This is a genomic window from Desulfovibrio aminophilus DSM 12254 (assembly GCF_000422565.1).
Classification (GTDB): Bacteria; Desulfobacterota; Desulfovibrionia; order Desulfovibrionales; family Desulfovibrionaceae; genus Aminidesulfovibrio; species Aminidesulfovibrio aminophilus.
The window spans coordinates 394703-407544 of sequence record NZ_KE383875.1 but is presented as its reverse complement, the minus strand read 5'-3'; the positions used below and the strand labels follow the sequence as shown (position 1 = coordinate 407544).

At 68.1% G+C, this 12842-nt stretch carries 13 protein-coding genes; 8 read left to right on the top strand and 5 right to left on the bottom strand.

Annotation, left to right across the window (positions count from 1 at the left end; all coding sequences use genetic code 11):
- Nucleotides 1–214, top strand: a 214-nt coding sequence (locus H587_RS0114385) for a thioredoxin family protein (RefSeq protein WP_027176841.1), incomplete at its 5' end; no start/stop codon positions are given.
- 82 nt (nt 215–296) lie between these two features.
- On the opposite strand, the gene H587_RS0114380 is transcribed toward H587_RS0114385, so the two are convergent.
- The 5 genes from H587_RS0114380 to H587_RS0114360 form a co-directional block, all read right to left on the bottom strand.
- Nucleotides 297–1370, bottom strand: coding sequence for a DUF3426 domain-containing protein (locus H587_RS0114380; protein WP_027176840.1), 1074 nt, complete (start codon nt 1368–1370; stop codon nt 297–299).
- A 15-nt stretch (nt 1371–1385) separates the two neighbouring features.
- Nucleotides 1386–1916 carry a hypoxanthine phosphoribosyltransferase gene (gene hpt, locus H587_RS0114375; protein ID WP_027176839.1) on the bottom strand — a complete coding sequence of 177 codons (531 nt, stop codon included), beginning with the start codon at nt 1914–1916 and terminating at the stop codon, nt 1386–1388.
- A gap of 2 nt (nt 1917–1918) precedes the next feature.
- Nucleotides 1919–2389 carry an N-acetyltransferase gene (locus H587_RS0114370; protein ID WP_027176838.1) on the bottom strand — a complete coding sequence of 157 codons (471 nt, stop codon included), beginning with the start codon at nt 2387–2389 and terminating at the stop codon, nt 1919–1921.
- Nucleotides 2386–2892, bottom strand: a complete 507-nt coding sequence (locus H587_RS18910; protein ID WP_051202925.1) for a TlpA family protein disulfide reductase — start codon at nt 2890–2892, stop codon at nt 2386–2388. The genes H587_RS0114370 and H587_RS18910 overlap by 4 nt, the downstream gene beginning before the upstream one ends.
- A gap of 64 nt (nt 2893–2956) precedes the next feature.
- Entirely contained in the window at nt 2957–5395 is a 2439-nt protein-coding gene (locus H587_RS0114360; protein WP_027176837.1) for a homocysteine S-methyltransferase family protein, read from the bottom strand.
- Nucleotides 5396–5603: 208 nt separating this feature from the next.
- On the opposite strand from H587_RS0114360, the gene H587_RS0114355 reads away from it, so the two are divergent.
- From H587_RS0114355 to tkt, 7 genes are all read left to right on the top strand, one after another.
- On the top strand, nt 5604–6641 hold the full coding sequence (locus tag H587_RS0114355; protein ID WP_027176836.1) for a sigma-70 family RNA polymerase sigma factor: 1038 nt from the start codon (nt 5604–5606) through the stop codon (nt 6639–6641).
- Nucleotides 6642–6675: 34 nt separating this feature from the next.
- Nucleotides 6676–7416, top strand: coding sequence for an HD domain-containing protein (locus H587_RS0114350; RefSeq protein ID WP_051202937.1), 741 nt, complete (start codon nt 6676–6678; stop codon nt 7414–7416).
- 2 nt (nt 7417–7418) lie between these two features.
- Entirely contained in the window at nt 7419–9158 is a 1740-nt protein-coding gene (locus tag H587_RS0114345) for a tetratricopeptide repeat protein (RefSeq protein WP_027176834.1), read from the top strand.
- A gap of 74 nt (nt 9159–9232) precedes the next feature.
- Nucleotides 9233–10081, top strand: a complete 849-nt coding sequence (locus tag H587_RS18905; protein ID WP_156904567.1) for a hypothetical protein — start codon at nt 9233–9235, stop codon at nt 10079–10081.
- Nucleotides 10078–10362: a hypothetical protein gene (locus H587_RS0114335; RefSeq protein ID WP_027176833.1), complete on the top strand. Its 285-nt coding sequence runs from the start codon at nt 10078–10080 to the stop codon at nt 10360–10362. Before H587_RS18905 ends, H587_RS0114335 begins: the two co-directional genes overlap by 4 nt.
- Nucleotides 10363–10377: 15 nt before the next feature.
- Nucleotides 10378–10815: a ribose 5-phosphate isomerase B gene (gene rpiB / locus H587_RS0114330; protein WP_027176832.1), complete on the top strand. Its 438-nt coding sequence runs from the start codon at nt 10378–10380 to the stop codon at nt 10813–10815.
- A gap of 6 nt (nt 10816–10821) precedes the next feature.
- Entirely contained in the window at nt 10822–12804 is a 1983-nt protein-coding gene (tkt, locus tag H587_RS0114325; protein ID WP_027176831.1) for a transketolase, read from the top strand.
- Nucleotides 12805–12842: the final 38 nt, after the last annotated feature.

The window sequence follows — 12842 nt, the reverse complement described above, 5'->3', positions numbered from 1 at the left end:
GATCATCGAGGAGCTGAGGGTGGAGTATGAGGGCCGGGCCGCCGTGCTGTTCATTGACGTCTGGAAACACCCTGAACAGGGCGCTCGCTTTGGCGTCCAGGGCATTCCCACCCAGATATTCTACGACGCCGGGGGGCGGGAGGTGGGCCGCCACGTCGGCTTTCTGGACAAGGAGAGCATCCGGGACACGTTCGCCAAGCTCGGCGTGCGCTGAACCTGAAGGCTCCGATGAAAAAAAACAGGCGGGCCGCCGGAACTTCCGGCGGGCCGGCTCTTCTTTTCATCGGACGGAATGCCTATTGGGCCGGGTCGCGGGCGTCGATGACCTTGACCCCGAACTCCTTGATGTTCTTGGGCGGGTTGAAGAACACGATCATGAACGGCGTGTCCATGCCCGGCTTGAGGAAGGTGTTGTTGGAGAGCACGCCCACCTCGGAGGTCAGGCCGGTGTTGATCTCCTCCTCGGTCTGAACCTGGAGCTGGAGCTGCGAGAGCGTGTTGCCGCAGAGCATCTGCTTGCTGCCCAGGACGTTGCCGTTCGCGTCGTAGAGGGCCGCCTCCACGCGGATGTGCTCCTTGGGGGAGTCGAAGGTGTTCACGGCCTTGCCCTCGATGACGAACACGGGCCCGGTCTTCTCGTTGACCACCACGTACTGGCGCATGTTGCGCAGGGCGATCTTCTTGACCCGGGAGGCCGGGGATTCGGCGTCCTGCTCCGAGGCCGGGGCCTTCACTCCGGGCAGGTTGAAGGGCAGGGCGGGCAGTTTGAAGGGCAGCACGGGCTGGAGCACATAGGTCACATAGACCAGCACCAGCGCCAGGACGCAGAGAAGCAGCGCCAGGAGCAGGGGCTTCTTGCGTTTGGCGGGCTTCTTCGCCGGGCCGCCGTCCAGGGTCAGGTCGCCGTCCAGGTGGGGGCCCTCGTCCTCGGGTTCGGCGGCCTCCTCTTCCTCGGCCGGGGCTTCGGCCTCGACGGGTTCCTCCTCGGCGGCCTCGTCCTCGGCGGGAGTCTCTTCTTCGGCCGGGGCCTCCTCCCCGTAGGGAGTGTCGGCCTCGTCCTCCTCGGGCTCCGGTTCGGGCTCGGGCTCGGGCCGGGGCTTGGGCGCGGGCTTTGCCGCCTTGGGGGCGGGCTTGCGGGCGTCACTCACGGCTTCGTCGAAGGCGTCCTCGAAGGCCTGTGATGAGCCGGCCGGGGCCTGGGCCTCGGGGCGTTCGAGCAGATCCAGGGCCTGGTCTTCGGGCTCAAGCTCGGGCGGCTTGGCCTGGAAGACGTGGGCGCACTTGGAGCACTTCACCTTGGCCCCGCCGGCCGGGATCTTGGCGTCCGGGAGGTTGTACTTGGTCTTGCAATTGGGGCAGGTGATGATCATGAGCCTTGCTCCTGCTCATCCCTCGCGGATGAGTTCATAAATGGCGTCCAGCTCGCGGTAGCGTTCCGCGTAGTCCATGCCGAAGCCGACCAGGAAACCCTTGCCGGTCAGGTTGAAGCCGGTGAAGGCGATCGGCACGTCCGTTTCCCTGCGCTCCTTTTTATCAACGAGCGCGCAAATTTTCAAACTTCTCGGATTGCGCTTGGAGAAAACATGCTCCAGGAACTCCACCGAGCGCCCCGAGTCCACGATGTCCTCCACGATGAGCACGTGTTTGCCCTCGATGTTCACCTCCAGATCCTTGCTGAAGGTGAGCGTGCCGCTGGAGGCCGTGCCCGCGCCGTAACTGGCCAGGCGCACGAAGTCGATCTCCGGCCCCACGTCCACGTGGCGCAGCAGGTCGGCGAAAAAGAGGAAGGCCCCCTTGAGCACGCAGACGCAGACCAGTTGCCGGTTGCGGTAGGCCTCGGAAATCTCCCGGCCCAGCTCGGCCACCCGGGCGGCGATCTCTTCCGCCGGGACAAGGACGTTCAGACGGTGGGCCACTGTTACAGCTCCATGATCATGGCGACTTCGTCGCAGTCCGGAAATTTGGTGCAGTTCACGCAGTCGGCCCAGACCTTCTGGGGCAGGGTGTCCTTGCCGGTGTCCTCGAAGCCCATCTTCTTGAAGAAGGCCTCCTGGTTGGTCAGGACGAAGACCCGGAAGATGCCCAGGGTCACGGCCTCGGACAGGCAGGCGTCGACGAGCAGCCGCCCGAGGCCCCGGCCGCGCGCCTCGTTGCGGACCATGAGCGAACGGATTTCGGCCAGGTTGTCCCAGCAGATGGACAGGGCGCAGCAGCCGAGCACGGCCCCGGTGTCGCGGTCCGCGACCACGAAGAAGTCGCGCAGATGCGAATATATCTGGTTGAAGGAGCGCGGAAGAACCATGCCGTCTCCCTCGCCGGGGTTCAGGAGCAGCCCGTGGATGGCCTTGGCGTCCCCGATGCGGGCCTTGCGCAGCAGCGGCTGGGTCATTCCTTGACGTGCCCCTTGATCAGGCCGTCGAGCATGGCGAAGGGATAGGCGCCGGGGCGGTTGAAGACCTGTTTGCCGTCGCGGTCGTAGATCATGAGGTGCGGGATGGACTCGATGCCGTAGGCCTGGCCCACGGCCGGCCCGGCGTGCAGCACCTCCACCGGCGGCTTGTCCTTGAAGAATTCCTTCAGGGCGTCCACGCTTTCGTCCAGGGACACGGCCACCACCCGCAGTTGTTCGGGCTTGTAGGCCGAGCGGATCTTGGCCAGCTCACCCATCTCCTGGCGGCAGGACGGGCACCAGGTGGTCCAGAAGCAGAGCAGGAGCGGCGCGCCCTTGCTCTCCGCCACCAGGGCTTTGACCCCGGCCGCGTCCACGGCGGGCCAGTCTCCACCGGACGTCTTCCTGGGCGGTTCGGAGCCGCCGCAGGCCGTGGTGCTGAACAGGGCCACCGCCAGCAGGGCCGCCGCCAGCAGGCGCGCGAGGAAGAGTCGGGAATTCATGGCATGTCCTTGGTTCATGACTGGTCCCCCTGTAGCAGATTCCCCGGCCAAGGGGAAGCGCGGGCTATTGCAGCGTCCCGGCCAGCCGCTTGGCCAGGCGCACGGCGGAGACCGCGTCCGTGGAGTGGCCGGCCGCGCCGATGGCCTGGGCGAAGTGCTCGGTGACCACGGCTCCGCCGATCATCACCGGGATTTCCAGGCCGCGCTCGGCCAGGAGCCGGATCGTGTCCTCCATGCGCACCATGGTCGTGGTCATCAGGGCCGAGAGGCCGATGACCTTGGCCCCGCTGGCCTGGGCCTCGTCCACGATGCGCTCGGCGGGCACGTCCTTGCCCAGGTCGTGGACCACGAAGCCGTGATTCTTGAGCATGAGGCAGACGATGTTCTTGCCGATGTCGTGGATGTCGCCCTCCACCGTGGCCATGATCACCACCGGACCCTTGGGGCCGCCGTCCTCCTCCAGCAGGGGCCGGAGATGGGCGAAGGCCGTCTGCATGGTCTCGGCCGAGAGCAGGAGCTGGGGCAGGAAGTACTCCTTGCGCTCGTACTTCTCGCCCACCTCCATGATCCCCGGGATGAGGGCCTCGTTGACCACGGCGAAGGCCGGATGCCCGGCGTCCAGGGCCTTTTGGCAGAGGGAGACGATGGCGTCCTTGCCGCCCGAGATCACGGCCCGGCGCAGGGTCGTGAGCGGGTCGCCGGGAGCGGTGTCCGGTGCGGCCTGGGGAGTCGCCGCGCCGCCCGTCGGAACGGTCTGGGGGGCCGCCGGGGTCCAGCCGGAGAAGTCGCGGATGTAGCGTCCGGCCTGGGGGTCGCGGTCGAGCAGCACCTCGGCCGCGCCCAGGCTCTCGCGCAGCCGCGCCGAGGAGGGATTGGCGATGCAGGAGGAGAGCCCGGCGGCCGCCGCCATGGCCAGGAAGGTGGAGTTGAGCAGTTCGCGCGCGGGCAGGCCGAAGGAGATGTTCGAGAGCCCCAGGGTCGTTGGCAGGCCGAGAACCTCGGAGCAGTGCCGGATCACCGCCAGGCAGTGCTTCGCGGCCTCGGGCTTGGAGGACACGGTCAGAGCCAGGGCGTCCACCACCACGAGGCGCTTGGGGATGCCCAGGGACAGGGCCTGGGCCAGGAGCTTCTCGATGACCGCGATGCGCTCGGCGGCCGTGACCGGCAGCTTCTTGCCCTCCAGGGGCAGGAGGATGAACGGCGCGCCGAACTTGGCGCAGAGCGGGCCCAGGGTTTCCATGCGGCCCGGTTCGCCGCTCACGGAGTTGACCAGGGGCGATCCCGGGTAGGCCCAGAGGGCCTCCTCCACGGCCGCCGGATCGGAGGAGTCCAGGGAGAGGGGCAGGGGCAGGCGCGCGGCCAGGGTCCGCACCAGAGTGGGCAGCAGCTCGGCCTCGCGCACCAGGGGCGCGCCCACGTTCACGTCCAGGATCGGGGCCCCGGCCTCGACCTGCTCCGTGGCCAGACGCAGGGCCTCGTCCAGGCGTCCGGCCTGGAGTTCGGCGGTGAGAACCTTCTTGCCCGTGGGGTTGATGCGTTCGCCGATGACCGCGCAGGGATGGCTTCCGCCCAGGGCCACGGAACGGGCCCGGGAGGTGACCACGGTCCAGGCGTCGTCCGTGGGCTTGGGCCGGGACCAGGAGCGCCCGGAGAGGCGGCCGCCCAGGGCCCGGATGTGCTCCGGGGTGGTGCCGCAGCAGCCGCCCACGGCCTTGGCCCCCAGATCCGCGAAGCGCGCGGCCTGTTCGGCGAAGGCCTCCGGGGCCAGGCGGAAGACGGTCTTGCCGTCGTCGTCCAGCTCGGGCAGGCCCGCGTTGGGCTGGACGAGCAGAGGCACGGAGAGTCTGGGGAGCATGGTCCGCACGGTGTCGACCATCTGCTCCGGCCCGGCGGAACAGTTGGTGCCGAGCAGGTCCACGCCCATGTTCTGGAGCGCGTCCACGCAGAGCAGCGGATCGGAGCCGGTGAGCGTGGCCAGACCCTCGAAGGTCATGGTCAGGGCCACGGGCAGGGAGCAGGCCTCGCGGGCCGCGATGATGAGCGCCCGGGCCTCGGCCAGGTCGAAGTGGGTCTCGCCCAGGATGAGGTCCGCGCCGCCCTCGGCCAGACCCTGGATCTGCTCCCGGAAGGCGGCCACCATCTCGCGGAAGGTGACTTCGCCCAGGGGCTCGATGAAGTGCCCGGTGGGGCCAACGGAACCGGCCACGAAGACCGAGTCCCCGGCCACGGAGCGCGCCAGGGCGGCCATCTCGCGGTTCAGGGAGCGGACGTCGGCGGCCCCGGCCAGCTTGAAGCGGCTGCCGCCGAAGGTGTTCGTGGTCAGCACCCGGGCCCCGGCCGCGACGTACTCGCGGTGGACCCCGGCGACCACTTCCGGGGCCTTCAGGCCCCAGAGTTCGGGCGACAGTCCGGGCGGCAGCCCCCGGGATTGCAGGAGAGTGCCGTAGCCTCCGTCGAAAAGAAGGAAATCCGCGCCCCTCAGGGCGCCGCGAAAATCGGGCACGCCGGGCTCCTTTCGTGGCCTGCTTGGGAAAAGCCTCCCAAGGGTTGAAGCATTGCCCGGAGATGCTATGCTGGCCTCACCGGGCAATGCCCGTGTACCGAAAACCATTGAAAAGGACAACGATAAGCTGTACTATGACTTTCTTTCTTGAACCTCTGACCCAAGGCGGCCGCGTGCGGCCCCCCCGCCGGATGATTTGCCTGAAGTCATGAAGCCCGTGAACCGCGCCGCGACGGCGGAACCCGAGTACCTCGAGCCCGAAGCGCCGGAGTCCGAGCCCCAGGAGGAGGAACTCCTGGACGAGGAACTGGCGGGCGAGGAGGCTGACGCCGAGGTTGCGCCCGAGCCCTTCACCCTGCCCGCGCCCACCGGCCGGGGCGAGGTGGTGGCGCGCGACCCTCTGCATCTCTACCTGCGGGAAATTTCCCGTTTCCCCCTGCTGGCCCCGGAAGAGGAGTTCGAACTGGCCCGCCGGGTGCGCGAGAAGAACGACCAGGACGCGGCCTTCCGGCTGGTCTCCTCGCACCTGCGTCTGGTGGTCAAGATCGCCATGGACTTCCAGCGCCGCTGGATGCAGAACGTGCTCGACCTGATCCAGGAGGGCAACGTGGGGCTGATGAAGGCGGTGCGCAAGTTCGACCCGGACAAGGGCATCAAGTTCAGCTATTACGCCGCGTTCTGGATCAAGGCCTACATCCTGAAGTACATCATGGACAACTGGCGCATGGTCAAGATCGGGACCACCCAGGCCCAGCGCAAGCTATTCTACAATCTGAACAAGGAGCGCCAGCGCCTCCAGTCCATGGGTTTCGACCCCACCACCCAGGCCCTCTCCGAAAGCCTGGGGGTGAGCGAGACCGAGATCGACGAGATGGATCAGCGCCTCTCGCGCAACGACATGTCCCTGGACCTGCCCCTGGGCGAGGACTCGGACACCACGCGCATGGACCTGCTGCCCTCGCTCACTCCGGGAGTGGAGGAAACGCTGGTCAACGAACAGATTTCCCGTCTCCTGCTGAAGAACCTGCGGACCATCGAACCCAAGCTCTCGGACAAGGAGCGGATCATTCTCAACGAACGGCTGCTCTCGGACGAGCCCGTGACCCTGCGCGAGATCGGGCAGCGGTTCGGCGTCACTCGCGAGCGCGTCCGCCAGATCGAGGCCCGGCTCCTGGAAAAGCTCCGGGAACATCTGGAAAACAAGGTCGAAGGCTTTTCCAAGGACTGGATACGTGACCGTGGTTGAGTCCCTCAAGGAACTTCGGAGACAGGCCCGCCGGATGGCTTCGCTGCAGACCATTCCGGCCTTCTACCTGGATTGTGCCGTGGAGCTGAAGTTCTCCTGGGACATGTTCTTCGACCATCCCCTGATCCTGCGCCTCCAGGAGGATTGTCTGCCCTTCCTCTACGACGACTTCGGACACGGGGTGGAGCACTCCAAGAAGGTCGCCCAGGAGGCCTGCGCCATCGTCCTGGTGGAGTGCACGGCCCTGTCCCCGGACGACTGCCGCCACATCGGGCTCCTGGCCCAGTTCGCCGGGTTGCTGCATGACACCTGCCGCCTGGAGCCGCACCATGCGGAAAAGGGCGCCGAGGTGTCCCGCATGGTCCTCAAGGACTACCCCATTTCGGATCACGATCGTGATCTCGTGGCCCAGGCCATCGAAGTTCACGAGGCCTTCCGGCCCGGCCAGGAACTGCCCGAGGATCCCAAGGCTCGGCTGCTGGCCGGGGCGCTCTACGACGCGGACAAGTTCCGCTGGGGGCCGGACAATTTCGTGACCACGCTCTGGGAGATATGCGACTACGCGGAGTGGTCCCTGAAGGAGATCGCCGACCGCTTCCCCGAGGGCCTGGCCCGGGTGGAGGCCGTGGGCGGAACCTTCCGCACCCGCACGGGCCGCAAGTACGGACCCCAGATGATCGAACAGGGGCTGGCCCTCGGCCGCGAACTGCAACAGCGGCTCAAGGACCTCTCCGGAACGGGCCGACGGCTTTCGGGCCGCGAGGTCAGGGAGTGAGGATGCTGCGTTCGTCCCGTTATGCGGTCTTGTGGGTCGCGCTGGCCCTGGCGCTGCTCGGCGGATGCGCCGCCCGGCAGGCCGGTCCGGCCCGGCAGGCCGTCGGGCCCGGCCTCTCCCCCGAGGCCCGGGTGCAATATTATTATCTCGTCTACCAGGACCAGATTCTGCGCCTCCAGCGTCTGACCCGGACCCAGCCCATGAACCAGGAGACCCTGGCCCAGGCCCTGGGGTACCAGAAGATCGCGGCCGAGGCCCTGGACCGGGTTCTGGCGGAGCGGCCTTCGGCCGAACTCTATTTGGACAAGGCCAACCTCTATTGGAACAACGAGCAGGTGGGTCTGGCCCGCCAGGCGCTCCAGGAAGGCCTGTCCCGCTACCCCGACGATCGTGCGCTCAATCTCTACCTGGCCAACGCCTGGCTCATGGAGGGCAAGCCGGATCAGGCGGCCGCCGTCTTCGACGCCTACGTGGCCCGCTTCCCCAAGGACGACCAGGCCCGGGAACAATTCGCCCAGGTTCTGGTGGACTTGCGGGAGTACGCCCGGGCCCTGGACGTGCTCAAGCCCCTGCTCGGCAAGCGCGCCGAGCCCGAACTGCTCTTCCTGGCCGCCCAGGCCGAATCCGGCCTGGGGCGTCACCGTCAGGCCCTGGCCGACCTGCGCCGCCTCCTGGAGAAGAATCCCGAGGACTTCGACGCCCTCTCGCTGCTGGCCTACCAGCACGAGATGCTCAAGGACTACCCGGCGGCCGTGAAGGCCTACACCAGTCTGCTCAAGGCCGACGAGACCCGCGACGAGGTCCGCCTGCGCCTGGTCAGTCTGCTGCTCAAGCTGAACAACCCGGAGCGGGCCGTGGCCCTGGTCCGGGAAGGCTCGCGCGAGAAGCTCTTCCTGCTGGAGGCCGCCGAGACCTTCCTGCGCGAAGGTTTCTCGGCCCAGGCCTCGGCCGTGTTGGACCTCCTGGCCGAGGGCGCGCCCCTGACCGCCGAATACTACCTGTACAAGGCCATGATCGCCTACGAGGGCCGCAACGACCCGGGCGCGGCCCTGAAGTTCCTGGAACGCGTGCCCGAGAGCGACCCGGCCGCGGCCCAGGCCCTCCAGTTCCGCATCCAGATCCTGGCGGCCCTGAAGCGCGACGCCGAGGCCCTGGCCGCGGCCGAGGACGGCGAGAAGCGCTATCCGGACCAGTCCCGCTTCTACATCCTCCAGGCCGGGCTGCTGGCCGAAGGCAAGAACCTGGACGGGGCCCGCGTGGTCATGGAGCGGGGGGTGTCCCGGCTGCCCGGGGATACGGATCTGCTCTACCGTTACGGTCTGCTGCGCCGGGAGATGGGCGACGAGGCCGGGGCCCTGGAGTCCATGGAGCTGGTCATCGTCAAGAATCCGGAACACGCCGAGGCCCTGAACTACGTGGGCTACACCCTGGCCGACGAGGGGCGGGAGCTGGACCGGGCCCTGGTCCTGGTCAACAGCGCGTTGCGGCAGGATCCGGCCAACGGCTTCATGATCGACTCCCTGGCCTGGGTCTACTTCCGCATGGGCCGTCTGAACGAGGCCTGGACCGAGATCCGCCGCGCCGTGACCGCCGTTCCCGGCGATCCCGAACTGTGGAACCACTATGGAGACATCGCCCGGGCCCTGGGTCGCGTGGGCGACGCCCGGAACGGATATTCCAAGGCCCTGAAGCACAATCACAAGGACCCGGCGTCCATCCAAAAAAAGTTGCACGACCTATGATCCGGCCCCGCGCCTCATTCCTTCCCTGGTTTCTGATCCTGGCCGCGTCCGCGGCCTTTTTCCTGGCGGGTTGCATGCCCAAGCCCGTGCTCGACCCGGGCGCGGACCCGGCTCGGCAGGCCTTCGTCGAGTTCCGGGGCCATTTTCTGGCGCCCAAACCGCCGCCCGCGTTGCTTTTGCGCGGCAGCTTCACCTACACCGCGCCCAAGCCGCGCACCAAGACCAACCGCACGGTCATGCTCTTCTTCGGCGACCTGAACTCGCCCCTGCGACTGGATGTTCAGTCCGGGGTGGGCACGAGTCTGGCCTTCATCCGCGAGTCCTCCGAAGGTCTGCTGGCCTTCTACCCGGATCGCCGCACGGCCTACAAACATTGGGATCCGGTCGTCGGCGCCCAGCGTCTGGGCCTGCCTTTTCCCTTCGCCCTGCGCGACTTGGCTCATCTGGTCAGCGGCGACTTCAGTCCCCTGGTCTCCCCGATCTATGACTCCGTGCGCGAAATCCCGGGCTCGGGCTTCGAGTATCGCTTCTCCCGGGGACGCGTGCACCGGCTGGTCCTGGACTTCATGGGCCAGCCCCAGTCCATGTCCGGCCCGCTCACCCGTCCCCCCCGCGAGGACGGGACGAAGCGCGAGAACGAGACCTGGCTCATCACCTTCGAAAGCTACGCGCCAGACGGAAACGGGACACCCCTGTGCTCCATCCTGACCCTGGATCTGCCGGATGAGGAGAAGGGCGTCTTGCGCATCAAGTCCCGAGAGCTTAAGCTCCAGCCGTGGCCGCAGGACGCCCTGGGGCTGCCCCTGCCGGACGGCACCGAGATCCGCCGCCTGGACCGCGAGGAAGCCCCCCGCGTTCTGGAGATGGACGGGACCAACGGCGGCGGCAATCCGGCGGCTCCCGCCGGGGAGGCTCCGAGATGAGCGGCGACGGCCCGCTGTCCGTGTTCCTGGAGGGGCTCGGGCTCCTTCGGGAGGAATCCTCCTTCGCCCTGGGCACGGCCCTGCGCCGCCTGGAGGCGCGGAGCCTGGAGAAGCGCCTGGATGAGGAGTGCGCGCGCGGCGAGGGGAGTCCGGACGCGGACCTGGCCCGGGTTCAGGCCGCCTTCCTGGCGGAGGAACTCAGGCGGGTTCGCGCGGGCATCGCCGCGCGGCACGAGGAGCGCCGCCGGGAGAAGGCCGCCCGGCGCGAAGACAACTACTGATTCAGGGAGCGCTGCATGCACATCGTCATGGCCTCGGACCACGGCGGGTTCCAGCTCAAGGAATTTCTCAAGAATCAGCTGGCCGCGGCGGGGCACGAGGTGGAAGACCTGGGCCCGGACTGCGCCCGGAGCTGCGACTATCCGCCCTACGCGGCCAAGGCCGCCGAACGGGTGCTGGCGGCCGACTGCCTGGGCGTCCTCATCTGCGGCACGGGCCTGGGCATGTCCATCGCGGCCAACCGTTTCGCGGGGGTGCGCGCGGCCCTGTGCACCAACGAGTTCATGGCCCGCATGGCCCGCGAGCACAACGACGCCAACATCCTCTGCCTGGGTGAGCGGGTCGTCGGCCAGGGCTTGGCCTGGTCCATGGTCCAGACCTTCCTGGAAACATCTTTCGCCGGTGAGCGGCACCAGCGCCGTCTGGACCTCATCGAGCTCTTCGACCGGAGATAGAACCCCATGCGCGACGAAAGCCTGGATCAGAAAACAGTCGACGTCATCCGCGCCCTGGTCATGGACACCGTGCGGGCGGCCAATTCCGGCCACCCCGGCGGAGCCATGTCCTCGGCCGACTTCGCCACCGTGCTCTTCAGCGAGTTCCTGAACTTCGACCCGGACGACGCGCGTTGGTTCAACCGCGACCGCTTCGTGCTCTCGGCCGGTCACGAGTCCGCGCTGCTCTATTCCCTGCTGCACCTCGCCGGGTTCATCACCCTGGACGACCTGAAGGCCTTCCGCCAGATGGGCAGCCGCACCCCGGGTCACCCGGAGCATGACATGACTCCCGGCGTGGAGGCCACCACCGGTCCCCTGGGCCAGGGTCTGGCCATGTCCGTGGGCATGGCCGCGGCGGAGGCCCATCTGGGCGCTCGCCTGGGCGCGGACGCCGTGGACCACTTCACCTACGTTCTGGCCTCGGACGGCGACCTGCAGGAGCCCGTGGCCCTGGGCGCGGCCTCCCTGGCCGGCCTCTGGGGCCTGTCCCGGCTGATCGTCTTCTACGACTCCAACAAGGTCCAGTTGGCCGGTCCCACCAAGCGCGCCGATTGCGCGGACTACCGCAAGATCTTCGAGGCCTTCCGCTGGCAGGTCATCGAGGTGGACGGCCACGACCGCGCGGCCATCCGCGAGGCCGTGCGGGACGCCCGCCTGGAAACCTCCCGGCCCACGCTCATCATCGGGCACACGGTCATGGCCAAGGGCGCGGCCACCCGCGAGGGCGACCACGGCACCCACGGCGAGCCCCTGCCGCCGGAGGAGATCGCGGCCACCAAGAAGAAGATGGGCCTGCCCGAGAACGAGACTTTCCACGTGCCCGCCGACGTGGCGGCCCACTTCCGGGCCCGCTTCGACGGCCTGCGCGAGAACGCCCGGCTCTGGCGCGAGAACCTCAAGGGTCGCCTGGCCGACGACGCGGACTTCGCCGCGCTTTGGAAGGCGGCCACGGGCCCGCGCGCGGACTTGGCCCTGGACTGGCCCGGCTTCGAGCCCGGGGCCAAGCTGGCCACCCGCCAGGCCTGGGGCAAGTGTCTGGACCACATCGCGCCCAGGCTGCCCTTCCTCATGGGCGGTTCGGCCGACCTCGACCCCTCGAACCAGACCGCCAAGTTCCGGGCGGCCTTCGGCGTGTTCGGCGAGGACGGCCTGGACAAGCGTTCGATGTCCTTCGGCGTGCGCGAGTTCCCCATGGCCGCCATTCTCAACGGCATGGCCCTGCACGGCGGGCCGATCCCCTTCGGGGCCACGTTCCTGACCTTCTCGGACTACTGCCGCAACGCGATCCGCATGTCGGCCCTGCAGAAGCTGCCGGTGCTCTACGTCTTCACCCACGACTCCTTCCACCTGGGCGAGGACGGCCCCACGCACCAGCCCGTGGAGCATGTGGCCTCGCTGCGGCTCATCCCGGACGTGCTGGACTTCCGCCCGGCCGACGCGGGCGAGACCGCGCTCTGCCTGGAGCTGGCCTTGCGCGAGGAGAAGCGGCCCTCCTGCCTGTTCCTGACCCGCCAGGGCCTGCCCGTGCTCGACCCGGCCGTCTACCCGGCGGTGAAGGACGGCGCGCGCCGGGGCGGCTACGTGCTGGCCGACTGCGAGGGCGAACCCGAACTGCTGCTCCTGGCCTCGGGCTCGGAGGTCTCCCTGGCCCTGGAGGCCGTGAAGCTCCTGCCCGGCCGCAATATCCGGGTGGTGAACATGGTCTGCCAGGCCCTGTTCGATGAACAAAGCGCGGAGTACAGGAAGTCCGTGCTGCCGCCGTCCGTGGGCAAACGCGCCTCAGTGGAGGCCGGGCGCACGGACTGCTGGTTCAAATACTTGGGCTGCGACGGCCTGGCCATCGGGCTGAACCACTTCGGTGAGTCGGCCCCGGCCGGGGAATTGGCGAAAAAGTACGGATTCACCCCGGAGAACGTGGCGAAGCTGATCCGCGAACGTTTCTTCTAGACCAGGCACGGAGGCGCCCCGGTCGCGAGGACGCCGCC